We start from the raw sequence: 22809 nt of genomic DNA on the forward strand, positions 1-22809 counted from the left end.
CTAATAGGGATGGTTATTTTGAGAGCTTGTGCGAATACCAACAACCGGTTCCAACGATTCTCAAATTCTCAGGGACAAAATGGTCAACCATCAAAACCCTCCAGGTTCTCCAGCTTGGCCATGGCCCTCCAGTGGCTCACGGGGGAAGCGGGGAGGGGCCTTAGGGACTTAACCGCCACCGGCCGTCCCATGAGGGCACACAAGGAAGCGGTTATGACCGCCACGAGCTCCAGGTCCTCGGCGGGAGCGATCCCAACGGCGGAGGGGCCTGGAGCCCCCGCAGGGGTCGGAGCGGATGCCCCAGGCCCTGCCACGGTGGACGCCGGGGAACCCGAGCTCCCCGACGCCTTGCCCCTTGAATCGATCGCCTGGGCCACCATCTTGGTGGCCATCATGACCAACATGAGCCCCACTATCACCAGGAAGACTATGCTGAAGGCGATGAGGGACATGAGAACCCCTCCCATGGGGCCCACGAAGTGATCGTGAATGCTCATACCCTATCCCCTCCTTAGTGGGGCATTATCCCGTGCTTGCGCTTGGGCCGCAACTCCCTCTTGCCGTCGCACATGACAAGGGCCTGATATATGGCCCCCCTGGTCTCCTCCGGCAGGATGACCCGATCCACGAAGCCCCTGGAGGCCGCCTGATAGGGGTTGGCAAAGGCCTCCCGGTACTCCTCTATCTTCTGGGCCCTCATGGCCGCCTTGTCCTCCGCAGCGTCGATCTCCTTCCGGAAGATTATGTTGGCCGCCCCCTCGGCACCCATGACGGCGATCTCCGCCTGGGGCCAGGCGAGCACCACGTCGGCACCCAGGTCCTTGCTGCACATGCCAAGGTACGAGCCCCCATAGGCCTTCCTAAGGACCACGGTGATCTTGGGGGCTGTGGCCTCGCTGTAGGCGTAGAGCAGCTTGGCACCGTGACGGATTATGCCCCCCATCTCCTGGTTGAGCCCTGGCAGGTATCCCGGCACGTCCTCGAAGGTCACTATGGGTATGTTGTAGGCATCGCATATCCTTATGTGCCGACTGGCCTTGTCGGAGGCATCTATGTCAAGGCATCCCGCCATGTGGTTGGCCTGGTTGGCGATGATCCCTATGACCCTTCCGCCCACCCGGGCGAAGCCGGTCACTATGTTCCTGGCCCAGAGGGGCTGCACCTCGAAGAAGTCCCCGTTGTCCACCACCTTGCGGATCACGTCCCTCACGTCATAGCCCTTGTTGGGGTTCGTGGGCACCGCTTCTCTAAGGCTCATATCAAGCCGCATGGGATCGTCCCCGGACTGTACACAAGGGGGATCCTCCATGTTGTTGCCGGGCAGGTAAGAGAGGAGCTTCCTCACCTGGGCAAAACACTCGTCCTCGTTGGAGGCGAAGAACTGGGCCACCCCGGAGGTGGTGTTGTGGGCCATGGCGCCCCCTATCTGCTCGGAGGTAACGTCCTCCCCGGTAACCGCCTTGATCACCGCGGGACCGGTGATGTGCATGATGCCTATCTTGTCCACCATGAAGATGAAGTCCGTAAGCGCCGGGCTGTAGACCGCACCTCCAGCGCAAGGACCCGCTATGACGGATATCTGGGGCACCACGCCGCTGGCCTTCACGTTCCTGAAGAAGATGCTGCCGTAACCGGAAAGGGCATCCACCGCCTCCTGGATCCTGGCGCCCCCGGAGTCGTTTATGCCGATCACGGGACAGCCGTTCTGAAGGGCCAGGTCCAGCACCTTGCATATCTTCTTGGCGTGCATCTCCCCAAGGGAACCGCCCAGGACGGTGAAGTCCTGGCTGTACACGTAGACCAGCCGGCCATCCACGGTGCCGTAACCGGTGACCACCCCGTCCCCCAGGAACTTGGTCTTCTCCAGCCCGAAGTTGGTGCACCGGTGCTCCACGAACTCGTCTATCTCAACGAAGCTCCCGGGGTCCAAGAGTCGCTCTATCCTCTCCCGGGCGGTCAGCTTGCCCTTCTCGTGCTGCTTTTCAATCGCCTTCTTACCGCCCCCGTCGTGAGCGGCCTTTCGCTTGGCAAGCAGCTGCTCGCAAAGCTCGTCGATGGTCCGATCCGCCATGACTCTACCTCCTTATTTTGAAGTGTCCGGCGGGACCGGATCCCGCCGGACCACTTATGACGCCTATCTCTCGCTTATCTCCAGCAGCACCCCTCCGGAGGCCTTGGGATGCACGAAGGCTATCTTGGCCCCGCCGGCCCCCATCCTGGGCTTCTCGTCTATGAGGCGAACCCCCTTGGCCTTGAGCTCCTCCAGGGCCTCCTCTATGTTGGGCACCCGGATGGCTATGTGGTGGATGCCCTCCCCCTTGGCCTCGATGAACTTGCTCACCGGGCTGTCCTCGGAGGTGCCCTCCAAAAGCTCTATCTCCGTGTCACCCAGGGGCAGGAAGGCGGTCTTCACCTTCTGCTCCGCCACCTCCTCCACCCCGTGGCACTGGATGCCTATCACATCCTGCCAGAACTTAAGGGACTCCTCGATGCTCCTCACCGCTATGCCTATGTGGTCCACAACCGTGGGCTTCATCAGTTGGACGCCTCCTTCTTCCTCTTCTCCGCCACCGCTTCCTCAAGCCACTTTATGCACTCCCCGGTGGGAGTACCGGGCCCGAATATGGCCCCAGCCCCAAGCTCCAGAAGCCTCGGCACGTCGGACTCGGGGATGACTCCGCCGCCAAACACTATTATGTCCTCCGCCCCGCGCTCCTTCAGCATGTCGATGATTACCTTGAAGTAGTGCTCGTGGGCCCCGGACAGGATGCTTATCCCGATGGCGTCCGCATCCTCCTGTATGGCGGTCTGAACTATCTGCTCCGGGGTCTGGCGAAGACCCGTGTATATGACCTCCATCCCCGCGTCCCTGAACGCCCTGGCTATCACCTTGGCGCCCCGGTCGTGCCCGTCAAGCCCCGGCTTGGCCACCACAACCCTTATCTTACGGTCGCTCATCCCTTTTAGCCCCCCCCGGCTTTAAGACTCAAAGAATCACGTTCTCCCGGTACTCCCCGAAGACCTCCCGGAGAACACCGCATATCTCGCCCTCGGTGGCATAGTTCCTGACCGCCTCTATTATGTGGGGCATCAGGTTCTCCTCCCCCTGGGCAACCCGCCGGATCTCCTCAAGGCAGTCCCGGACCTTGAGGTTGTCCCGGCTCTCCTTGAGCTTCACCAGCTTCTTGACCTGCATCTCCCCCACCGCGGGGTCCACCTTGAGAAGGGTCCGCTCCGAGGCGTCCTCCTCTATCTGGAACCGGTTGACTCCAACCACCACCCGGTCCCCGGACTCCACCGCCTTCTGGTACTCGTAGGCGGCGTCCTGGATCTGCTGCTGCACGTAGCCCTTCTCTATGGCCGCGAGCATGCCGCCCATCTCGTCGATCTTCCGGATGTACTCCCTGGCGCCCTCCTCTATCTGGTTGGTGAGGGCCTCGATGACGTAGCTGCCCGCCAAGGGGTCTATGGTCTGAGTGACCCCGGACTCGTAGGCCACGATCTGCTGTGTCCTGAGGGCTATGCGGACCGACTTCTCGGTGGGAAGCGCCAAGGCCTCGTCGAGGCTGTTGGTGTGGAGCGACTGGGTGCCTCCCAGCACCGCCGCCAGCGTCTGAATGGCCACCCGGACGATGTTGTTCTCCGGCTGCTGGGCCGTGAGGGTGCTTCCGGCGGTCTGGGTGTGGAAACGCAGCATCTGGGCGCTCTTGTCGGTGACGCCAAAGCGCTCCTTCATTATGTGGGCCCAAAGCCGCCGCGCCGCCCGGAACTTGGCTATCTCCTCCAGGAAGTCGTTGTGGGCGTTGAAGAAGAAGGAAAGCCGCTTGCCGAACACGTTGGGGTCCTGGCCCTTCTTGACCGCCGCCTCCACGTAGGCTATGCCGTCCGCCAGGGTGAACGCCACCTCCTGGATCGCGGTGGATCCCGCCTCACGGATGTGGTAGCCCGATATGGATATGGTGTTCCACTTGGGGACGTGGGTGCTGCAGAACTCGAATATGTCGGTGATGAGCCTCATGGAGGGCTTGGGGGGGAAGGATGTAGGTGCCCCGAGCGATGTACTCCTTGAGGATGTCGTTCTGTATGGTACCGGAGAGCTCCGTGGAGGGAACCCCCTGCTTCTCCCCCACCGCTATGTACATGGCGAGCAGCACGGAAGCGGGGGCGTTGATTGTCATGGAGGTGGAAACCTTGTCCAGCGGGATCTGGTCGAAGAGGATCTCCATGTCCGCCAAGCTGTCTATCGCCACGCCCACCTTGCCGACCTCGCCCTGGGCCATGGGGTGATCCGAGTCGTAGCCTATCTGGGTCGGAAGGTCGAAGGCCACCGAAAGCCCCGTGGTCCCCTGGCTCAAAAGGTAACGGTACCGGGCGTTGGACTCCTCCGCAGTGGCGAAACCGGCGTACTGGCGCATGGTCCAGAACCGGCCCCGGTACATGGTGGGCTGCACCCCCCTGGTGTAAGGGAACATCCCGGGGAATCCAAGATCCCTGTTGTAATCCAGGTCCTTCACGTCCTCCGGGGTGTAAACCCTATTGAGAGGAATACCCCCGCCGGTGGTAAACTCCTTGCGCATCTCCGGGTTCTTGGCAAGGGTCTTCTCCACCGACGCCTCATACTGCCCCCTCTTCTCCGCTATGGCCTGAAGTTCCTTCTCATCAAACACGCGCTCCGCCTCCTCTTTTTTGAAAGGGAAAATCGGGGCTGCCCAATCCCCGCGGACCCATCGTCAGCCTGGTCCGGCTCGCAACTTATTATTCAACAGTTGACAAGCATACGCAAGGCGTTATCTGTTTTTTCAAGAAAATTACAAACAACTGTTCAGGCTGGGCGAATCACCCATCCCCTGCGACACCCATCGGGGCCACATGGGATATTACCCCCCAACTCCCCACACAAGGATGTGCAACTGTAACTTTTTAAGGATCAACCGATGCCAGTTTTAACGTTACAAGCGAACCTTCCAAGCCCAAAGGACCGCAGCAAACCGGGGGGAGACCACCAACGGGGGCTCGGAGGCGTGGAGGAGCCTCCCCGGTTCCATGTGTTTGCGGCTGCCAACCTTGGGTGGTACAATACAAAAGGTTGCATATGCAAGCATTTACGTCTGGAGGCGGCGGATGAGCACACAGGAGAGATCCCTTGGAAGGCGGATAGCCACTCTATTCCGGCGCAGCCGGTTGTACTTGGACAGGGCATTTGAGCCCCTGGGGCTCGGTGGGGGACTTTACCTCTACCTGGCCCTGATCTCCCGAAGGGATGGGATAACCCAGCGCCAGATGGCGGAGGAGCTGGCCTTGGACGAAGGGACTGTGGCGCGAGCGGTTGACAAGCTGGTCCAAGAGGGCTGGCTCAAGCGGGAGAAGGACCCAAGGGATCGCCGGGCCTTTCGGATATACCTGGGACCTAAGGGGGTGGAGCGGATGCCCTCTATACTGGCGGGACTGCAAAGCTGGGACGAAAGGCTGGCGAGGGGATTATCCCCCCGCGGAGAGGGAGGCGGCACTTGACCTGTTGATCCGGATGGAGAGGAACGCGGGAGAGGGGATTGAATCATAAACGTCTAGGTGGACAGGAGGGGGAAGCAGATGATGCGTTTAGAGGACATGGTGGACAGGGCTCGGACCATGGACATGGAAGACCCATTAAAGGTATTTCGCGAGCTGTTTCTCATACCCCAGGATGTCATATACATGGACGGGAACTCCTTGGGTCTTCCTCCCCGGGAGTCGGTGGAAGGGGTCATGCGGGTCCTGAAGGAGTGGGAAAATCTGGGGGTCGACGGATGGCTGAAGGGGGAGATACCGTGGTTCACCATGCCGGAGGAGATGGGAAGGCGGATGGCCCCGTGAGGTCCTGGAGGTGGCAAAGGGCCCTCAGGGATATAGTGGACAACCAGGAGTACCTCAATTTCCCCAAGGAACCCAGCAAGGTCTCCTAGGATCACCGGCATCCAAATGTAGTTCGAGGCCCCGGAGTTCCTGGGGCCTCTAATTAATGGCGCTTGGCAATCAACCGATGCCCTAGATGGCCATGTCTCTGGATGAAGGGACGGCAATGTAATATCATCTTTAAGATAGATATATAACCGTGATCTGGAGGTGTAACCCATGGAGATGCACCAGTGTCAGGTCTGCGGCAAGCTCTTCGCCTCCTCGGGGCCGAGGATATGCCCTGCCTGCATAAAGCGGCTCGACCGAGTTTACGAGAAGGCCCGAGGGTACTTAAGGGACAACCCCAACGCGAACCTGAACGCCAAGGAGCTGGCGGAGGCCATAGACGAGGACGTGCTGGACATAGAGGTCCTCATCGCGGAAGGCCGCTTTGAGCGGGACCTTTCCAGCGACCTGGAGGACATCCGTCGGCAGCAGCTGCTGAGCGAGTTTCAGAAGTCCTTGAGCAAGACCGAGGCGGCCCTCAAGGCCCAGCAGGAGCAGAAACGCACCACCTACGGGAAGGACCGTCACGGCAAAGGCATAGCCTAGGGGTTGACGGAACCCTGGAGGGCAATACACAATAAAACTGATTTTAAATAACCCGCCGGTCATCCGCCGTGGGTGGCCGGTCCAGGAGAAGGAGGGGAAGGGATTGCACAAGGCCATACCCATAAAGGACGGGGTATTCTGGATAGGGGCCAACGACCGGGAGACCGACCTTTTCGAGGCCCTTTGGACTTTGCCCCGAGGGGTCTCCTACAACTCGTACCTGGTATGCGACGACAAGGTAGCGGTGGTGGACACGGTGAAGAGCTCCTTCATGCAGGACTACCTGCAGCGTCTTTCATCGGTGCTCAAGGACTGCAAGCCCGTGGACTACCTCATCGTGAACCACATGGAGCCGGACCACTCGGGCTCCATAGCGGTGATGCGCCAGGTATACCCGGACCTCAAGATCGTGGGCAACAAGAAGACCCTGGAGATGATAAAGGCCTTCTACGGCATAGAGGACGGCCTTCTCGAGGTGTCCGAGGGGGATGTGCTGGACCTTGGGGAACACAAGCTCTCGTTTCACATGATACCCATGGTCCACTGGCCGGAGACCATGGTCACCTACGACTCCACCACCAAGGTGCTCTTCACCTGCGACGCCTTCGGGGGCTTCAGCGCCCTTGAGGGGGGGGTCGTTCGACGATGAGGTGGACATGGACTATTACGAGGACGAGATCCTCCGGTACTTCGCAAACATCGTGGGGCGCTACAGCTCCTTCGTCCAGAAGGCCATAGCCAAGGTCCGCACCCTGGAGATATCCGTCATATGCCCCTCCCACGGGCCCATACTGCGCTCCAACCCCTGGCGGGTGGTGGACCTTTACGACCGCTGGAGCCGACATGAGACCGAGGAGGGCTGCGTCATCGTCTACGGTTCCATGTACGGGAACACGAAGAAGATGACCGATGCCATAGCCCGGTCCCTCACGGAGGCGGGGATCCAGAAGATAATCGTTCACGACGTATCAAGGTCCAACATGTCCTTCATGGTGCGGGACATATGGAAGTTCCGGGGGCTCGTGATGGGGAGCTGCACCTACAACACCGAGCTCTTCCCCCCAATGGCCTACCTGGCCAGGACCTTGGCCAACAAGATGATGAAGAACCGGGTCTTAGGGCTCTGCGGTTCCTACAGCTGGAGCAAGGGGGCACTCTCGGAGCTCCTGTCCTTCGCCGAAAAGGGTGAGTGGGAGCTGGTGGAGCCCACCGTGGAGGTCAAGTCCTCCCCCAACGAGGAGGACCTCAAGGCCTGCTGGCTCCTGGGGCAGAACATGGCCAAGTCCATAAAGAGGGAGTGATAGCCCAGCAGTCCCGCCAACAGCCCCTTGCACAGGACGAACGGGCTCCACGATTCCGTCTTAGCCTCGGAACATTAGCAGCGGAAGGCCCCGCGCCAGGGGCCTTCCGCATTATTAACGCATTACCACATCACCGCATTCCCGCCGCCCTTCGCATCATCACGGCATACTCGGCATCCTCGTCCGCATGGGACCACCGCTAAACCTTCTACCCCCTGAGCGCCGGGGCGCCGGGCTGGGATATCTTGAAGGCCCCGATGCTGCGCCTTAGATCCTCCGACGAAGACCGCAGATCCCGCATCGACGCCTCCATGCCCTTCACGGCCCCCTTAAGCTCCTCCGCGGCCCCCACGAAGACGTCAAAGGACCTGTCCACCTCGGCCACCATGTCCGCCGCCCCCTGCACGGACTCCGCTATCTCCTGGCTTGAGGCCGCCTGCTCCTGGGCCACCGCCGCCATGTCCTGGGTGGCCATGCCGATGCTCTTCAGCGACTCCTGAATGGACCTTATGGACTCCTCCACGGAAACCGCCCTGCTCCGGGCCACCTCCGCCTCCGACGAGGTCCTGTCCACCGACCGGACCACACCCTCCAGGTCTTTGACGATGGTCTCCGCCAGGTCCGCGATGTTCCTCGCCGCCTGGTTGGACTCCTCCGCGAGCTTCCGGACCTCCTCCGCCACCACCGCAAAGCCCCGCCCCGCCTCTCCGGCTCTGGCTGCCTCGATGGCGGCGTTCAACGCCAAAAGGTTGGTCTGATCCGCTATCTGAGAGATGCTGCCCACTATGGACTGTATCTGGTGAGCCCGGTCCGCCAGCTCCCGGACCATCCTGGCGGAGCTCACCGCCTCCTCCGCCAACGTCCTTATGACCTCCGTGGCCTCCCGAACCGACGCAAGACCCGCCTCCCCGGCCTTGGCGGCCTCCGAAGCCCGCTCCGCCATGTCGCTGCTCCGCTGGGCCACCGTCTGAGCCCCCGCGGCCACCTCCTCCACCCCGGCGTTTATCTGCTCTATGGCAGAAGCCGCACGGCTAACCTTGGACCGGGACTCCGATGCAGAACGCTCCATATCCATGGCCAGCTTGGCCACCCTCCCGGAGGCCTCCCCAAGCCCAGACACCGCGGAGGCGTTCCTCTGGTTCGCCTGGCTCACCCTTCCCATGGCCTCGTCAAGGGAGGTTAGGAACGAGTTCACCGACCGGCTCACATCCCCAACCTCGTCCCCCGCCCAAGTGAAGGTCCTGAACGTAAGATCCAAATGGGAACTTATCTCCCTCATGCCCCCCTCCATGTCCCCAAGGGGCCGGTACACCGAACGAGCCACCACCCAGCCCAGCACCAGGTACAGCACCGCCAAACCCGCAGCCCAGCGGAGACCAAGCCATCCAGAGAGCAGGACCACCGCCACCCCGGAGACAAGCAAAGCCAAAAGCCTAACCGAAGACCGTAGGGACCTAAGAAAACGCATGAGCAATTCCCCTCTCTCTCTTTTGTATTTCAACTTTTGCCCAGATGCTATCACAAGTAAAAGGAACGCTCCAAACGCCATTCCTTGACCCCAGGTCCAGCTAAATGTATAACCTCCTAGTCCCACCTGATAAAATAAAACAATTGATCCGTAATTAAGGGGGTTTTGAGCTTGGAGATATTCCGAACCCACAGGGCCGCCCTGGCGGTCCTCATAGCGTCTCTCTGCCTTATCTACTTCCTGGGGCTCGGCGGATGGGGCCTCATAGAGCCCGACGAGGGGCGCTACAGCGAGATACCAAGGGAGATGCTCGCATCCGGAGACTGGGTCACCCCAAGGCTCAACGGGGTCAAGTACTTCGAGAAGCCCGTGATGTACTACTGGATGGCCGCCAGCTCGTTCAAGCTGTTCGGGGAGTCCGAGTTCACAGCCCGGATACCCTGCGCCGCCTCGGCCCTCACCGGAGCCCTTGCCACCTACGCCATGGGGGCCCCCTACGGCCCATCCGCCGCGTTCTTAGGGGCCTTCATCACCGGCACCGGGTTCCTTTGGTTCGCCCTCTCTCAGATAACCTTGACCGACATGGCGCTGGGGGCCTTCATGACCCTCTCCATCCTCTGCATCTTCAAGGGGCTAACCGGATCTCGGCCGCTACTTTGGCTCGGCTACGCCTTCATGGGGCTTTCGGTGCTCACCAAGGGCCTCATAGGCATCGTGCTCCCGGGGGGCATATTCCTGATCTGGATACTGCTCACCCGGAGGACCTGGCTCCTCCTCAAGGGCATATCCCCGGTGGGCATACTGGCCTTCCTCGGGGTTACGGCCCCTTGGTTCTACAAGGTGATCAAGGCAAACCCGGACTTCGCGTGGTTCTTCTTCGTCCACGAACACTTCCTGCGCTACTCCACGATGGTATCCAACCGATACCAGCCCTGGTGGTTCTTCCTGGCGCTGCTGCCGGTGGCCCTGCTGCCCTGGACCGGCACGGTGCTTCAGGGGGTCCTCGCCTCCCTAGGGGAGCTTAGATATCTCAGGAAAGACACGGCCCTCAGGGACTCCTGCCAGGACCCCGCATCCGAGTCCGAAGAGGCCCTGCTCCTGCTCATATGGAGCTTCTTCATCCTGGCCTTCTTCTCCGCCTCAAAGTCCAAGCTCATACCCTACATGGTGCCCGCCATGCCCCCCTTGGGGCTCATGGGAGGCATATACATGGCCCGGTGCATAGAGGACCGGCAGTACAGATCCCTGCTGCCCGGGTTCGCCGTGACCGCCCTCATCATGATCACCCTTGGAGCCGCCTTGATCTTGTACCCCAACCACCAGGATCGCTTCGACCCCGCCACCCTCAAGGCCGTGGCACTAATCGCCGGGGGGATGACGATCGCAGCGGGGCTCATCCCCCTACTTGCCGCCTGGGCCCGCAAAAACCCCTGGATCGTGTCCGCCGTATGCGCAGCGGCGTTCCTTTTGGGGATGAAGCAGATCTTCCCCGTGGTGGCCCAGGCGAGATCCCCCAAGGCTCTGGCGCTCATGGTCCAAAAGGAGCTAACCGACGACTCCAAGGTGATAATCTACAAGGACTACGACCAAGCGGTGCCCTTCTATCTCAAACGCCTGGTCGTGATAGTCCAGGACGGCGGGGACTACGGGGAACTGTCGTTCGGCTACAACGCGGAGAAGCCCAGCTGGTTCATATCGACCCAGGACCTCAAGGCCTTGTGGGAGTCATCCAGAGCCATAATGATCGTCCGGCCGGAACACCTGAAGGAGATAGAGCAGCTCGGGATAAAATACCGTACGGCAGGCCAAGATCCCGCCTACTACGGGAAAATGATATTGGTGAACCGTTAATCGATTGGAGGAACCGTTATATGAGAGATGACTTCCTTCCCTTCTCCAAGCCCTTCATAGGGGAGGAGGAGGTGCAGGCGGTGCGGGAGGTGCTGTTGTCCGGATGGATAACCACCGGTCCCGTGACCGCCAAGTTCGAAGAGGCCTTCAGCAAGCTGGTAGGAGCCCGCTTCGCCGCGGCGGTGTCCTCCGCCACCGCGGGGCTCCAGATAGCCCTAATGGCATTAGGGGTGGGGCCCGGTGACGAGGTGATAACCACCCCCATGACCTTCGCCGCCACGGTAAACGCCATAATATACAACGGCGCAAGGCCCGTGCTTGTGGACGTTGAGATGGGGACCATGAACATAGACCCCAAGAGGATCCGGGAGAAGCTCTCCCCAAGGACCAAGGCGGTGATGCCGGTACACTTCGCGGGGCTTCCAGCGGACATGGACGCCATAAAGGAGGTGGCACCGGGGATACCCATCGTGGAGGACGCGGCCCACGCCATAGGCGCCTCCTACAAGGGCTCTCCCATCGGCTACGGCCCATCCCCCCTGGCGGTCTTCAGCTTCCACCCCGCAAAGAACATCACCACCGCCGAGGGAGGGATGATCGTCACCGACGACCCGGAACTGGCGGACTCATGCAAGGTCATGCGGCAGCACGGCATGTCAAAGGGGGCCTGGAACCGGTTCGCCAAGTCCGGCCGTCCGGACTACGAGATAGTATCCCCGGGCATAAAGGCGAACCTCACGGACCTTCAGTCCGCCATAGGGCTCGAACAGCTCAAGCGCCTCGAGGGCTTCCAGTCAGAGCGGCACCGAATAGCTGGCATATACGACCGGGAGCTTAAGGGGGTAAGGGGCATCATGCTCCCGGAGTACCCCCAGTACCCCCACGTGCACGGGCGCCACATATACTGGGTGATCCTCAAGACCGAGGAGCTTGGGATTACCAGGGAGGAGTTCATGGGGCGCCTCAAGGAGATGAACATAGGCACCGGGGTCCACTACAAAGCGGTCCACCACCACAAGCGCTACGAAGGCTTCGGGTGGAGTGACCTGGATCTCCCCAACGCCTCCTACGCCTCCAGCAGGATAGTGTCACTGCCCCTTTTCCCCGGCATGACCGACCACGACGCCATGGACGTGGTCAACGCGGTGAAGGAGATATGCGGATGAACCCCGAGGTGTCCATCGTAATACCGGTCTACAACGAAGAGGAGTCCCTGCCAGACCTCTTCCGCCGGCTGTTCCCGGTGGTGGAGTCCCTGGGCCGTGACTGCGAGGTCATCTTGGTAAACGACGGCAGCCGGGACAGATCCCTTGTCCTCCTCCTGGAGGCCGCACGGAACAAGCCCTACGTGCGGGTGGTGGACTTCAACGGCAACTTCGGGCAGCACATGGCCATAATGGCGGGGTTCTCAAAGGCCAGGGGGGACAAGATAATCACCATGGACGCGGACCTTCAGAACCCGCCGGAGGAGATACCCAGGATCCTCGAGCAGATGGACCTGGGGCACGACATGGTGGGCACCTACCGGGTGATGAGAAAGGACCCGGTGTTCACCCGGAAACTGCCCTCCAAGCTCATAAACTGGATAACCAACCGCATAACCGGCCTCAACATAAGGGACTACGGGTGCATGCTCCGGGGCTACCACCGACGGGTGGTGGACCTCATCAACATGTGCCGGGAGACCACCACGTTCCTGCCCGCCCTGGGGAAGAAGTTCGCCCAGAACCCGGTGGAGATACCGGTGTCCCATGAGGAACGCCACAAGGGGACCTCTAAGTACGGGCTGTACAGGCTGATCCGCCTCAACTTCGACCTCATGACCGGCTTCTCCATGGTCCCCCTGCAGGGGGTCACCATCACCGGCCTCTTCGTGTCCGCCGCCAGCCTGCTGTTCGCCCTGTTCCTCATCGTAAGGCGCCTCTTGGTGGGCTCCGAGGCGGAGGGGATGTTCACCCTCATGGCCATAAACTTCTTCCTAATGGGGATACTGCTCTTCGGGGTCGGCATAGCGGGGGAGTACGTGGGACGGATATACATGGAGGTCCGGCAGCGCCCCAGGTACCTCATAAAGATGACATACCCGGATGACCAGGAGGCGGGAGAGAAACCATGAGGCCCTCCATAGCGGTGTGCGCCTACAGCCAGGTGGGGACCCGGTGCCTTGAGGCGCTGCTCGAATGCGGGGCCCACGTGGCGGCGCTCTTCACCCACCAGGACAACCCCTCGGAGAACCTGTGGTTCCGAACCCCCGACAGGGTGGCCCAGGGGGCGGGGATACCTATCATAAGGCACAGCCTCAGGTCCCGGGAGGGCATCGAGGAGTTCCGGCGGTTAAGCCCCGACATGCTCCTGTCCTTCTACTACCGGGACATGATACCCGGGGAGCTCATTAAAGACCTCCCCTGGGGGGCGTTCAACCTCCACGGCTCCCTGCTGCCCCGCTACAGGGGAAGGGTGTCGGTCCACTGGGCGATCATCATGGGGGAGTCCAGGACCGGGGCCACCCTGCACGTGATGACCCCACGCCCCGACGACGGCCCCATAGTGGACCAAGAGGAGATCCCCATCCACTTCCACGACACCTCGAAGGACGTGATGGAGCGCCTGGCGGAAGGGGCCTACAGGCTCGTAAAACGGGCCCTCCCGTCCCTGGAAAACCGGTCCTTCCAGGCGAAGGAACAGGACCACTCCAAGGCCACCTACTTCAGCGGCAGATCCCCCAAGGACGGGATAATACGCTGGCAGGAAGAGGACTCCCTGGGGGCCTATCACATGGTTCGAGCCCTCACGGACCCCTACCCCGGGGCCTTCTCCCTCACCCCCGGCGGGGAGAAACTCATGATTTGGCGGGCCTACCCGGTCCCGGAGAAGGCTTCCCCCAAATGCCCCCCCGGGACGGTCACCGAAGACCCCGAGGGGTACCTGCTGATCCGCTGCGCCTTTGGGGCCCTGCGGGTCATCGAGGCGGAGCTGTCCGGACATCGGGGCCACCCGCTGGACACCCCGATGAGAACCCTGGTGGGGCTCCGGTTGCGGGATACGGCAAATAGTGATTAAAATAACTATATCTGATTCGGAAAGGATATGATGTCTTAGTGACTAACCTGTTGATCCTCGGCGCCAACGGCTTCATCGGCAGCCACCTGTGCGAGAAAGTGCTGGAGCACACCGACTGGGGGATACTGGCCCTGGACATAAGGCATGACAACCTGGAGCATCTGATGGGCAACCCCCGTTTCCGTTTTCAAGAGGCCCCCATGTCCAAGGCCTGGGATTGGATACAAGAGGGCATAAAGGACAGCTTTGCGGTGGTCCCCCTGGCAGGCATAGCAAGGCCCGCCATGTACATAGAGGATCCCCTCTTCACCTACGAGCTGGACTTCGAGGAGAACCTCAAGGTGGTAAGGGCCTGTGCGGAGGCAAAGCGGTGGGTCGTGTTCCCCTCCACCTCGGAGGTGTACGGCATGTCCCCGGACCCGGAGCTGAATGAGGACGAGAGCCCCCTGGTCCTGGGTCCCATACGGAACGTGCGTTGGATATACAGCTGCAGCAAGCAGATGATGGACCGGGTGATCTGGGCGCTCGGGCAGTCCAAGGGGCTTCCGTTCACCCTGTTCAGGCCCTTCAACTGGATAGGCCCAAGGCAGGACGATCCTCGCACCCCCAACGGGCAACCGGCTGGTGCCCCAGCTCCTGGGCAACCTCATGCGCCGGGAACCCTTGAGGCTGGTGAACGGAGGCACCCAGCGCAGGAGCTTCACCGACATCGAGGAAGGGGTAATGGGGATAATGGCCATACTGAAGCAGCCGGAGGCCTCGGTGGGGGAGATATTCAACCTGGGCAACCCCAAGAACAACCACTCGGTGCGGGAGGTGGCGGAGGCCCTGCGGCAGGAGGTCTCAAGGGTCAAGGGCTACGAGGACGTCCTGGAGGTGCCGATAGTGGAGGTTTCCGGGGAGGAGCACTACGGCAAGGGCTACGAGGACGTCAAGGACCGCCTCCCCAGCATAGCCAAGGCGGTGAACAAACTCCACTGGGAGCCCAAGCTCTCCCTTAGGGACACCCTGAGGAAGACGGTGGACTACTACCTGAGGTGATGCGCCGATGAAGGTACTGGCCCTAAAGGTGGACGTGGACACCCTCCGGGGTCACCGGGAGGGGGTTTTGAACCTCCTCAACCTGTTCGACAGGCTGTCCGTGAAGGCCAGCTTCTTCTTCAGCATGGGACCGGACAACTCCGGGAAGGCCATAGTGAGGATCTTCCGCAAGGGTTTCATATCCAAGATGCTGAGGACCAAGGCCCCTTCCACCTACGGCCTCAAAACCCTGTTCTACGGAACCCTCATAAAGGCCCCCATGATCGCCCAGTCGTTCCCGGGACTCCTCAAGGAGACGGTGGTAAGGGGGCATGACTTCGGCATCCACGCCTGGGACCACGTGAAGTGGCAGGACGGGCTAAACAAGATGCCGGTTACCACCATAGAGGCGGAGCTCAAGAGGGCCTTCGATCTCTTCTACCAGTACACGGGCCGGCGCCCCAAGGCCTTCGCCGCCCCGGGGTGGCAGATCAACATCGATGCGATGATGGTGCTGGACTCCTTGGGACTGGACTACACCAGCAACACCCGGGGGCTTTTCCCCTACATACCCCGGTTCGGCAGGAAACTGTTCAGCACCGTGGAGATCCCCACCACCATGCCCACCATGGACGAGATAATGGGGACCAACGGCCTTAGGGGCAGCGCCATGGCCCAGCACCTGCTGGGCTGTCTAAAGGAAGGGCTCAACGTGTTCACCCTGCACGCGGAGATGGAGGGGCTGTCCCAGATACATGTGTTCGAGGAGTTCTTGAGGGGTGCCTTGGATCAGGGGGTGCGGTGTGTTCCCCTGTCGTTCGTATCGAAGATGACCCGGGACGAGCTTCCCCGGTGCCAGGTGGCGGATGGTACAGTGGAGGGCCGAGCGGGGACCCTGGCGGTTCAGAAGACCGATTAACCAGCTCCCCACTCCCAAGACCCGGCAGCGGCGAAGGGACCGGGATCAGGCTTAAAATCAAAAGGCTTGGGGCGCAAGGCCCCGGCCACACGGAGGTAAGCAGCTCATGAGGATATCTGTTATAGGCACCGGCTACGTGGGGCTGGTGACCGGAGCGTGCCTTGCGGGGTACGGCAACCACGTGACCTGCGTGGACGTGGATCAGGAGAAGATAGCATCCCTAAACCAGGACCGGGTTCCCTTCTTCGAGCCCGGGCTGGAGGAGATAATAAAGAGCAACCGCACCGCCGGCAGGCTTCACTTCACCACCAGCCTTGAGGAGGGCATAAAGGGCTCCAAGGTTTGCTTCATAACCGTGGGGACCCCGTCGGACGTGGACGGCAGCGCGGACCTGCAGTACGTCCTTCAGGTGGCAAGGGAGATAGGCAGGCACATGGAGGATCCCATGGTGGTGGTCACCAAGTCCACCGTTCCGGTGGGGACCGCCGACAAGGTGAGGTCCGCGGTGGCGGAGGAGCTGAAGGCCCGGGGGGGGCAGATAAATTTCTTCGTGGCCTCCAACCCGGAGTTCCTGCGCGAAGGAGCGGCGGTATCGGACTTCATGAACCCCGACAGGGTGGTCATAGGCACCGATTCGAAAGAGGCGGAGGAGATCCTAAAGGAGTTGTACTCCTTCCTTCCCCCCGAGAAGGTGCTCTGCATGGACATAAGGTCCTCGGAGATGACCAAGTACGCCGCCAACGCCCTGCTGGCCACCAAGATATCCTTCATGAACGAGATGGCCCGCATATGCGAGCTCGTGGGGGCGGACGTGGAGCGGGTTCGTCTCGGCATAGGCTCCGACTCCCGCATAGGCTACGCCTTCATATCCCCCGGCTGCGGCTACGGGGGATCCTGCTTCCCCAAGGACGTGAGGGCCTTAAGACACACCGCGTTGAGGCACGGATACTCCCCCAGGATACTACAGGCGGTGGAGGACGTTAACGAGGCCCAGAAGCACCTGATCTTCCAAAAGGTGCTTCGCCACTTCGGGCAGGACATATCGGGGCTCACCTTCGCCATCTGGGGACTGTCCTTCAAACCCAACACGTCGGACATGAGGGAGGCTTCCTCGCTGGTGCTCATACAGGACCTGCTCGGCGCCGGGGCCTCCGTAAGGGTCCACGACCCCAAGGCCATGGAGGAGGCCAAGCACATCCTGGCGGGCCGAAACGGGGTCACCTTCGTGGAGGATCAGTACGAGGCCCTCAAAGGGACATCCGCGTTGGCCCTGGTCACCGAATGGGACATGTACAAGCAGCCGGACTTCCAGCGAATCAAGGAGGAGATGCTGAGCCCCGTCATCTTCGACGGCCGCAACCAGTACTCCCCTAACGAGATGAGGCGTCTGGGCTTCACTTACTACGGTATAGGACGCCCCAACGCTTGAAACCCTTGACCAAAGGGGTCCTATGGGTTTAAATCTTCTACGAAGCATCGGGGGAGCCAAAGGGCTGAGAGGGGGGCTGAAGGGTCCCCGACCCCTAGAACCTGACCCGGGTAATGCCGGCGAAGGGAAGGTGCCGAACCCTTGAAAACCCCAAGGAGCTGACGCCGTCCCCGATGCGGGGACGGCTTTTTTCCGTCCCCGGGGCAGTACCGGTTCTGGTATGAGCTTGAAAGGACAGGAGGAGATGTGCTTTGGAAAGCCGTGCTGTTAAGGTCATCACGGAGGGGGCGTTGGCGGCGGGGATGTCGGTGGCCCTGTCGTTCCTCAAGGTGTTCCAGATGCCCCAGGGGGGCTCCATAACCCTTGAGATGGTGCCCATACTGGCCTTCGCGGCCCTGAGGGGGGTGAGGGCCGGAGCCCTATGCGGCGCCGCTTCGGGGCTGCTCCAGATGATGCTGCAGGGATACGTGGTGAACCCCTTGCAAGCGGTGCTGGACTATCCCCTGGCCTTCGGGATCCTAGGAGCCGCGGGGCTCAAGGACCGGGGCTTGGGGCTTATCCTCTCCATGGCCCTGGCGGGGCTCCTGAGGCTCGGGTGCCACGTGCTGTCCGGGGTGCTGTTCTTCGCCTCCTTCGCGCCCAAGGGGGCCAACGTGTGGGCCTATTCGCTCACCTACAACGCCACCTTCCTGGTGCCATCCCTTGCCATATCCATGGCCCTGGCAATACCGCTCGCGAGAAGGCTGAAGAACAGGGTTTAGGGGATCAAAACGAGGACCCGGTTCATACGGGAGGGCCTACAGTTCCACGCCACGAAAGAGGGGCGCCCGCAGGGGCGCCCCTCTTTGACGTATCTCGCAATCAAATCTCGTTCTTCGCCGTCCTGGAACCGGTGAGCCAAGCCCCCCAGTCGAACCGCAAGAGCCCGCTCAGCACGTACGTAAGGCACATTCCCAAGGGGGCCTTCTCCCTCAGAACCAACGCCATGCCCCCCAGGAGGCCCAGCAGCAAAAGGGCCCTCACCCTGTTGAGGTTCCCCCGGTGGACCTTCTTGAGGTTGCCGTAGGGTACGCTGGATATCATGAGCCCCCCAAGGGCCGCCATGGCCAAGGAGGCAGACCACCAGGGCAGGTTCACTCCCCCCATTATGAAGGACACCAACGTAAGCCCCGCGGCGGGGATCGGAAGCCCCTGAAAGGGCCCCACCACGTGGGTCACGTTAAACCTGGCGAGCCTCAAAACCCCGCAGAGGGTGAAGAAGGCGCCGCTAAGCACCCCCAAGAGCCCCCCCTCAAGACCAACGTAGGCCCCGTAGGCCATGAAGGCCGGGACCGCTCCAAAGCTTATGGCGTCCGCCAGGCTGTCCAGCTCAACCCCGAAGTCGCTGCTGCCCCCAAGCATGCGGGCAACCCGCCCGTCCATGTAGTCGAACACCACCGCAGCGCACACCAGCCAGGCGGCAGGCAGGAACCTGTCGTAGTAGGTGAGCGCCAAGGCCATGAAGCCGCAGAGCACGCTGCCGCTGGTTATCATGTTCGGCACTATCTTGCGGAACGGAAGGTCCTTCCTCAACCTGCGTTTCATCTTCTCACCACTCCCACCGGGGTCTCTCCGGCCTTCACCCTCTGCCCCAGCTTCACCAAAGGCTCCACCGAGGGCGGCAGGTAAAGGTCCACCTTGCTCCCCAACTTTATCATACCATAACGATCCCCCCGGGAGAAACGAGAGCCAACGGGTGCCCATGCCACTATGCGCCTTGCCAGCAGACCCGCTATCTGCACCAGCATGGCATCCCCGTGGGGGGTCCTCACCCCCACGTAAAGCCTCTCGTTGTTCTCAGAGGCCTTGGGCTCGAAGGCCAGCCACTTCCGCCCCGGCACGTAGCGAAGGTGGAACACCTCCCCCTCAAAGGGCATCCGGTTCACGTGGACGTCCAGGGGGCTCATGAATATGCCCACCTTGGTGGAAGGCCCCACCACGGGGTCGTTAACCTGTTCCAGCTCCACCACCTTCCCGTCCGCGGGGCTCACCCAGAGGGCGGGGTCCTCCGGGGGACGCCTTTCCGGGTCCCGGTAGAACCAGAGCAGGAACAACAGCGGAAGGGCCAGGGCGAAGGACAGGGGCCTGGATATCAGCCAGGCGCCGGCCATCATGAAGACCACCGCTCCCACCGAGGGAAGACCGTGCCGGTTTATCATCACCCTTCCTCCTCCACAGAACAGCGGATGACGGTGACGTCCGCCACGGAGTCCCCCTCGTCCAGGCGCACCACCGTGGAACCGGTGGCCATCCTGCTCAAGGTGGATATCTCCCGGGCGGCCATGCGGATCACCCTTCCCCGGGAGGTTACCACCATGAGCTCGTCATCCTCCGCCACACCCCAGGCACCAACCAGGTCCCCGGTCTTATCGTTGAGCCTCATGGCCCTGACCCCCATGCCTCCCCGGTGATGGGTGGTGAACTCCTCGTAGGGGGTCCTCTTGCCGAGCCCCAGCTGGCTTATGAAGAGCACCTGGCGGCCCGGGATTATCACGTCGCAGCCCACCACCGCGTCCCCTTCCTCAAGCTTTATGGCCTTGACGCCCTTCGCAGCCCTACCCTGGGGACGGAACTCCTCCTCGCTGACCCTCAAGGTCTGCCCCTTGGCGGTGGTAAGCAGCAGCTCGTCGTCGCCGCCGGTGAACCGTACCCTGGCTATGGTGTCCCCGTCCTCGAGCCCAAGTATCCGGCGCCCCGCCCTCGTTATACCCTCCAGCTCCGCGACGGGAAGCCGCTTGGCAAGCCCCATGCGAGTCAAGAGGAACACGAACTTAGCTCTCTCCATCACGCTGTCCCGGAAGGTCACGACCGACTCACCCTCGTCAAGGGAGATGAAGCTTCCCACGTGCTTGCCCCGGCCGCTCTTGGGCTCCGGCAGGGCAAGACACTTGAGGGCGAAGACCCTGCCACGGTCGGTAAAGAGGTACAACGTGCGGTGGGTAGTGGTGACCGCCACCAGGGAAACCTCATCGTCCCCCTTGGTGGAAGCTCCCTTCACCCCCTTGCCTCCCCTGGACTGACAGCGGTAGTCCTGCAGTGGCATCCTTCGAATGAAGCCGTCCCTGGTCATGGCCACCACGATCTCGGTCTCGGGGATCAGGTCCTCGGCGGACACGTCGTCCACCGAGTCCTCTATCACGGTGCGCCGCTCATCCCCGTAGGCTGCCTTGACCTCCAGAAGCTCCTTCCGAACCACCCCGTCCAGCTCCGAGGAGTCCTCCAGTATCCTGCGGTACCAGGCGATCTGGCCCCTGAGCTCATCGAGCTCCTCCTGAAGCTTGTGGATCTCCAGGCTGGTGAGCCGCTGAAGCCTCATGTCCAGGATGGCCTGGGCCTGGGCCTCCGAGAAGGAGAGCTCCTCCACCAACCTCCCCTTGGCCACCGCGGGGTCCGAGGAAGACCTTATGAGGGCTATCACCCGGTCTATGATCCCCAGGGCCTTGACCAGCCCCTCCAATATGTGGGCCCGCTCCTCCGCCTTCCTAAGCCTGTACTCCGTGCGCCGCCGGACCACCGTCCTGCGGTGGTCTATGAATATCTGGAGGAGCCCCTTGAGGTCCAGCTCCACGGGACGTCCGTCCACGAGCGCCAAGTTGATCACCCCGAAGGTGGTCTGCAGCTGGGTCCTGGAGTAAAGCTGCCGCAAGACCAGATGGGGATCGCTGTCCCTGTGGAGCTCCAGCACCAACCTTATGCCCTCCCGGTTGGACTCGTCCCTCACGTCGGTTATGCCGTCCAGCTGTCCCTTCTGAACCCCGTCCACTATGGTCTCGATGAGGGTAGACTTGTTGACCATGTATGGGATCTGGGTTATCACGATGGCCTTCTTGCCCCGCTTGGCGTCCTCTATCTCGGCGCATCCTCTAACCGTTATCTTCCCCCGGCCGGTTGCATAGGCGTCCACGATGCCGTCCCTTCCCAGGATGACACCGCCGGTGGGGAAGTCCGGGCCGGGCATCAGGGACATGAGCTCCCCTATCTCCACCTCCGGGTTGTCAAGCATGGCGCAGCATGCGTCAACCACCTCCCGGAGGTTGTGGGGAGGCATGTTGGTGGCCATGCCCACCGCGATGCCGGTGCTGCCGTTCACCAGAAGGTTAGGTATGCGGCTGGGGAGCACCGCCGGCTCCTCCAGGGACTCATCGAAGTTCGGGAGCCAATCAACCGTGTCCTCGTCTATGTCCGCCAGCATCTCCTCCCCCAGGGCGTGGAGGCGGGCCTCGGTGTACCTCATGGCCGCCGGGGGATCCCCGTCTATGGAACCAAAGTTCCCCTGCCCGTCCACCAGCGGATATCTCATGCTGAAGTCCTGGCTCATCCTAACCATGGTCTCGTATATGGCGGCGTCGCCGTGGGGGTGATACTTACCCATGGTCTCCCCCACCACCCTGGCGGACTTCTTGAAGGGCTGGTTGTGCCTCAGCCCCAGCTCCCTCATGGCGTACAGAATCCGCCGCTGCACCGGCTTAAGACCGTCCCTGGCGTCCGGCAGGGCCCTGCCGACTATGACGCTCATGGCGTAGTCTATGTAGCTGTGCTTTATCTCCTCCTCCAGAGAAAGGGGGATCACCTTCTGGAAGAGGTCGGAACCTTCCTTGCCCTTTTCCATGACTTGCCTCCGAACAAAAAGAAATGGAACACCCACCCGGTGGATCACCGAGGGGTGAACCTAGATTTTACCATCTAATGGATGTCCTTAGATTAAAGGCTAAAGCCCTTACCAGCGGTTCCTGTGAACCACCCCGTCGTCTATGCCCCTGTGGGGCTCTTTGCTCTCCCCCGGCCAGCCTATGGCGGCTATGCCCATTATCGCCACGTGATCGGGGACCGAGAGGATGGCCCTCATGGCGACCTCCCTCTCCGGGGAGTGCTTCACCCCGAGCCACACGGAGCCAAGCCCCAGGGAAGTGGCGGCGATCAGGATGTTCTCCATGGCGGCGGAGCAGTCCTCCTCCCAGTACCGGGCGGCGTAATCGCTCTTGGTGGGGTCTGCGCACACCACTATGGCAAGCGGGGCCTCGAACAGCATCTTGCCGTACGGGTGGGCCTCCCCCATGCGGTCCAGCAGTCCCCGATCGGTCACCACCACGAAGTGCCAGGGCCTCGAGTTGGCCGCGCTGGGGGCGGCGCAGGCACACTCAAGAAGGAGCTTTATCTCCTCCTCCCCCACCTCCTGGTCGGTGAAACGCCTTATGCTGCGCCTTGAAAGTATCGCCTGTATGGCCTGGTTCATAGT

The 22809-nt window shown here is 61.6% G+C and carries 24 protein-coding genes, 1 pseudogene and 1 riboswitch; of the genes and pseudogenes, 14 read left to right on the forward strand and 11 right to left on the reverse strand.

Annotation, left to right across the window (positions count from 1 at the left end; all coding sequences use genetic code 11):
* Positions 1 to 83 precede the first annotated feature (83 nt).
* The 6 genes from THEVEDRAFT_RS07450 to THEVEDRAFT_RS09930 form a co-directional block, all read right to left on the reverse strand.
* Positions 84 to 497 (reverse strand): OadG family protein, encoded by a 414-nt coding sequence (locus THEVEDRAFT_RS07450; RefSeq protein WP_006584109.1) that lies wholly within the window; start codon positions 495 to 497, stop codon positions 84 to 86.
* A 14-nt stretch (positions 498 to 511) separates the two neighbouring features.
* The gene (locus tag THEVEDRAFT_RS07455) at positions 512 to 2071 is read right to left on the reverse strand and encodes an acyl-CoA carboxylase subunit beta (protein WP_006584110.1); all 1560 of its coding nucleotides are present in this window, start codon (positions 2069 to 2071) and stop codon (positions 512 to 514) included.
* A gap of 63 nt (positions 2072 to 2134) precedes the next feature.
* Positions 2135 to 2536 carry a methylmalonyl-CoA epimerase gene (gene mce / locus THEVEDRAFT_RS07460; RefSeq protein ID WP_006584111.1) on the reverse strand — a complete coding sequence of 134 codons (402 nt, stop codon included), beginning with the start codon at positions 2534 to 2536 and terminating at the stop codon, positions 2135 to 2137.
* Positions 2536 to 2958, reverse strand: coding sequence for a cobalamin B12-binding domain-containing protein (locus THEVEDRAFT_RS07465; protein WP_006584112.1), 423 nt, complete (start codon positions 2956 to 2958; stop codon positions 2536 to 2538). The genes mce and THEVEDRAFT_RS07465 overlap by 1 nt, the downstream gene beginning before the upstream one ends.
* Before the next feature lie 28 nt (positions 2959 to 2986).
* Entirely contained in the window at positions 2987 to 4018 is a 1032-nt protein-coding gene (locus THEVEDRAFT_RS09925; protein ID WP_245522643.1) for an acyl-CoA mutase large subunit family protein, read from the reverse strand.
* A complete protein-coding gene (locus THEVEDRAFT_RS09930; RefSeq protein ID WP_245522644.1) occupies positions 3930 to 4667 on the reverse strand; it encodes a methylmalonyl-CoA mutase family protein in 738 nt (245 codons plus the stop codon). Before THEVEDRAFT_RS09930 ends, THEVEDRAFT_RS09925 begins: the two co-directional genes overlap by 89 nt.
* A gap of 454 nt (positions 4668 to 5121) precedes the next feature.
* Here THEVEDRAFT_RS09930 and THEVEDRAFT_RS07475 point away from each other — a divergent pair, with 454 nt between their 5' ends.
* From THEVEDRAFT_RS07475 to THEVEDRAFT_RS10355, 5 genes are all read left to right on the forward strand, one after another.
* A complete protein-coding gene (locus THEVEDRAFT_RS07475; RefSeq protein ID WP_006584114.1) occupies positions 5122 to 5511 on the forward strand; it encodes a MarR family winged helix-turn-helix transcriptional regulator in 390 nt (129 codons plus the stop codon).
* 78 nt (positions 5512 to 5589) lie between these two features.
* Positions 5590 to 5853, forward strand: coding sequence for a hypothetical protein (locus THEVEDRAFT_RS07480; RefSeq protein ID WP_006584115.1), 264 nt, complete (start codon positions 5590 to 5592; stop codon positions 5851 to 5853).
* 258 nt (positions 5854 to 6111) lie between these two features.
* Entirely contained in the window at positions 6112 to 6486 is a 375-nt protein-coding gene (locus THEVEDRAFT_RS07485; RefSeq protein ID WP_006584116.1) for a hypothetical protein, read from the forward strand.
* A 103-nt stretch (positions 6487 to 6589) separates the two neighbouring features.
* Complete coding sequence (locus tag THEVEDRAFT_RS10350; protein ID WP_342610155.1) at positions 6590 to 7135, forward strand: oxygen-binding di-iron domain-containing protein; 546 nt, start codon at positions 6590 to 6592, stop codon at positions 7133 to 7135.
* A complete protein-coding gene (locus THEVEDRAFT_RS10355) occupies positions 7110 to 7787 on the forward strand; it encodes a flavodoxin domain-containing protein (RefSeq protein WP_342610156.1) in 678 nt (225 codons plus the stop codon). Before THEVEDRAFT_RS10350 ends, THEVEDRAFT_RS10355 begins: the two co-directional genes overlap by 26 nt.
* A gap of 208 nt (positions 7788 to 7995) precedes the next feature.
* Here the strand turns inward: THEVEDRAFT_RS10355 and THEVEDRAFT_RS10145 are convergent, their stop codons facing one another.
* A complete protein-coding gene (locus tag THEVEDRAFT_RS10145; protein ID WP_006584118.1) occupies positions 7996 to 9255 on the reverse strand; it encodes a methyl-accepting chemotaxis protein in 1260 nt (419 codons plus the stop codon).
* A gap of 171 nt (positions 9256 to 9426) precedes the next feature.
* On the opposite strand from THEVEDRAFT_RS10145, the gene THEVEDRAFT_RS07500 reads away from it, so the two are divergent.
* The 9 genes and pseudogenes from THEVEDRAFT_RS07500 (at position 9427) to thiT (ending at position 18295) form a co-directional block, all read left to right on the forward strand.
* Positions 9427 to 11106 carry a glycosyltransferase family 39 protein gene (locus tag THEVEDRAFT_RS07500; RefSeq protein ID WP_006584119.1) on the forward strand — a complete coding sequence of 560 codons (1680 nt, stop codon included), beginning with the start codon at positions 9427 to 9429 and terminating at the stop codon, positions 11104 to 11106.
* Between the two features lie 20 nt (positions 11107 to 11126).
* The gene (locus THEVEDRAFT_RS07505; RefSeq protein ID WP_006584120.1) at positions 11127 to 12272 is read left to right on the forward strand and encodes a DegT/DnrJ/EryC1/StrS family aminotransferase; all 1146 of its coding nucleotides are present in this window, start codon (positions 11127 to 11129) and stop codon (positions 12270 to 12272) included.
* Positions 12269 to 13222, forward strand: a complete 954-nt coding sequence (locus THEVEDRAFT_RS07510) for a glycosyltransferase (RefSeq protein ID WP_006584121.1) — start codon at positions 12269 to 12271, stop codon at positions 13220 to 13222. The genes THEVEDRAFT_RS07505 and THEVEDRAFT_RS07510 overlap by 4 nt, the downstream gene beginning before the upstream one ends.
* Complete coding sequence (locus tag THEVEDRAFT_RS09215; protein ID WP_006584122.1) at positions 13219 to 14166, forward strand: formyltransferase; 948 nt, start codon at positions 13219 to 13221, stop codon at positions 14164 to 14166. Before THEVEDRAFT_RS07510 ends, THEVEDRAFT_RS09215 begins: the two co-directional genes overlap by 4 nt.
* Positions 14167 to 14264: 98 nt before the next feature.
* A pseudogene (locus tag THEVEDRAFT_RS10150) lies at positions 14265 to 14717 on the forward strand (NAD-dependent epimerase/dehydratase family protein); the annotation flags it as partial.
* A gap of 73 nt (positions 14718 to 14790) precedes the next feature.
* Entirely contained in the window at positions 14791 to 15207 is a 417-nt protein-coding gene (locus THEVEDRAFT_RS10155; RefSeq protein ID WP_050802104.1) for a GDP-mannose 4,6-dehydratase, read from the forward strand.
* A 7-nt stretch (positions 15208 to 15214) separates the two neighbouring features.
* Positions 15215 to 16105 carry a polysaccharide deacetylase family protein gene (locus THEVEDRAFT_RS07520; protein ID WP_006584124.1) on the forward strand — a complete coding sequence of 297 codons (891 nt, stop codon included), beginning with the start codon at positions 15215 to 15217 and terminating at the stop codon, positions 16103 to 16105.
* Positions 16106 to 16211: 106 nt separating this feature from the next.
* On the forward strand, positions 16212 to 17534 hold the full coding sequence (locus THEVEDRAFT_RS07525) for a UDP-glucose dehydrogenase family protein (protein WP_006584125.1): 1323 nt from the start codon (positions 16212 to 16214) through the stop codon (positions 17532 to 17534).
* A gap of 39 nt (positions 17535 to 17573) precedes the next feature.
* Positions 17574 to 17680, forward strand: a riboswitch (TPP riboswitch).
* Between the two features lie 105 nt (positions 17681 to 17785).
* Entirely contained in the window at positions 17786 to 18295 is a 510-nt protein-coding gene (gene thiT, locus THEVEDRAFT_RS07530; protein ID WP_006584126.1) for an energy-coupled thiamine transporter ThiT, read from the forward strand.
* Positions 18296 to 18395: 100 nt separating this feature from the next.
* On the opposite strand, the gene pssA is transcribed toward thiT, so the two are convergent.
* From pssA to THEVEDRAFT_RS07550, 4 genes are all read right to left on the reverse strand, one after another.
* Complete coding sequence (pssA, locus tag THEVEDRAFT_RS07535) at positions 18396 to 19118, reverse strand: CDP-diacylglycerol--serine O-phosphatidyltransferase (protein WP_006584127.1); 723 nt, start codon at positions 19116 to 19118, stop codon at positions 18396 to 18398.
* Entirely contained in the window at positions 19115 to 19732 is a 618-nt protein-coding gene (locus tag THEVEDRAFT_RS07540) for a phosphatidylserine decarboxylase (protein ID WP_006584128.1), read from the reverse strand. The genes pssA and THEVEDRAFT_RS07540 overlap by 4 nt, the downstream gene beginning before the upstream one ends.
* A complete protein-coding gene (gene gyrA, locus THEVEDRAFT_RS07545) occupies positions 19732 to 22182 on the reverse strand; it encodes a DNA gyrase subunit A (RefSeq protein WP_006584129.1) in 2451 nt (816 codons plus the stop codon). Before gyrA ends, THEVEDRAFT_RS07540 begins: the two co-directional genes overlap by 1 nt.
* A 108-nt stretch (positions 22183 to 22290) precedes the next feature.
* The gene (locus THEVEDRAFT_RS07550; RefSeq protein WP_006584130.1) at positions 22291 to 22806 is read right to left on the reverse strand and encodes a nitroreductase family protein; all 516 of its coding nucleotides are present in this window, start codon (positions 22804 to 22806) and stop codon (positions 22291 to 22293) included.
* Between the last annotated feature and the right edge of the window lie 3 nt (positions 22807 to 22809).

The sequence above is a fragment of the Thermanaerovibrio velox DSM 12556 genome, assembly GCF_000237825.1.
Lineage (GTDB): Bacteria > Synergistota > Synergistia > Synergistales > Synergistaceae > Thermanaerovibrio > Thermanaerovibrio velox.

Bases quoted from the DNA above. Each gene is read 5' to 3' on its own strand.
- THEVEDRAFT_RS07480 (WP_006584115.1), top strand. From the start codon at position 5,590: ATGATGCGTTTAGAGGACATGGTGGACAGGGCTCGGACCATGGACATG.
- THEVEDRAFT_RS07450 (WP_006584109.1), bottom strand. From the start codon at position 497: ATGAGCATTCACGATCACTTCGTGGGCCCCATGGGAGGGGTTCTCATG.
- THEVEDRAFT_RS09215 (WP_006584122.1), top strand. From the start codon at position 13,219: ATGAGGCCCTCCATAGCGGTGTGCGCCTACAGCCAGGTGGGGACCCGG.
- THEVEDRAFT_RS09925 (WP_245522643.1), bottom strand. From the start codon at position 4,018: ATGAGGCTCATCACCGACATATTCGAGTTCTGCAGCACCCACGTCCCC.
- THEVEDRAFT_RS07550 (WP_006584130.1), bottom strand. From the start codon at position 22,806: ATGAACCAGGCCATACAGGCGATACTTTCAAGGCGCAGCATAAGGCGT.
- THEVEDRAFT_RS07465 (WP_006584112.1), bottom strand. From the start codon at position 2,958: ATGAGCGACCGTAAGATAAGGGTTGTGGTGGCCAAGCCGGGGCTTGAC.
- THEVEDRAFT_RS07505 (WP_006584120.1), top strand. From the start codon at position 11,127: ATGAGAGATGACTTCCTTCCCTTCTCCAAGCCCTTCATAGGGGAGGAG.
- THEVEDRAFT_RS10145 (WP_006584118.1), bottom strand. From the start codon at position 9,255: ATGCGTTTTCTTAGGTCCCTACGGTCTTCGGTTAGGCTTTTGGCTTTG.
- THEVEDRAFT_RS07525 (WP_006584125.1), top strand. From the start codon at position 16,212: ATGAGGATATCTGTTATAGGCACCGGCTACGTGGGGCTGGTGACCGGA.
- THEVEDRAFT_RS07520 (WP_006584124.1), top strand. From the start codon at position 15,215: ATGAAGGTACTGGCCCTAAAGGTGGACGTGGACACCCTCCGGGGTCAC.
- pssA (WP_006584127.1), bottom strand. From the start codon at position 19,118: ATGAAACGCAGGTTGAGGAAGGACCTTCCGTTCCGCAAGATAGTGCCG.
- THEVEDRAFT_RS07485 (WP_006584116.1), top strand. From the start codon at position 6,112: ATGGAGATGCACCAGTGTCAGGTCTGCGGCAAGCTCTTCGCCTCCTCG.
- gyrA (WP_006584129.1), bottom strand. From the start codon at position 22,182: ATGGAAAAGGGCAAGGAAGGTTCCGACCTCTTCCAGAAGGTGATCCCC.
- THEVEDRAFT_RS07455 (WP_006584110.1), bottom strand. From the start codon at position 2,071: ATGGCGGATCGGACCATCGACGAGCTTTGCGAGCAGCTGCTTGCCAAG.
- THEVEDRAFT_RS07510 (WP_006584121.1), top strand. From the start codon at position 12,269: ATGAACCCCGAGGTGTCCATCGTAATACCGGTCTACAACGAAGAGGAG.
- THEVEDRAFT_RS07475 (WP_006584114.1), top strand. From the start codon at position 5,122: ATGAGCACACAGGAGAGATCCCTTGGAAGGCGGATAGCCACTCTATTC.
- mce (WP_006584111.1), bottom strand. From the start codon at position 2,536: ATGAAGCCCACGGTTGTGGACCACATAGGCATAGCGGTGAGGAGCATC.
- THEVEDRAFT_RS07540 (WP_006584128.1), bottom strand. From the start codon at position 19,732: ATGATAAACCGGCACGGTCTTCCCTCGGTGGGAGCGGTGGTCTTCATG.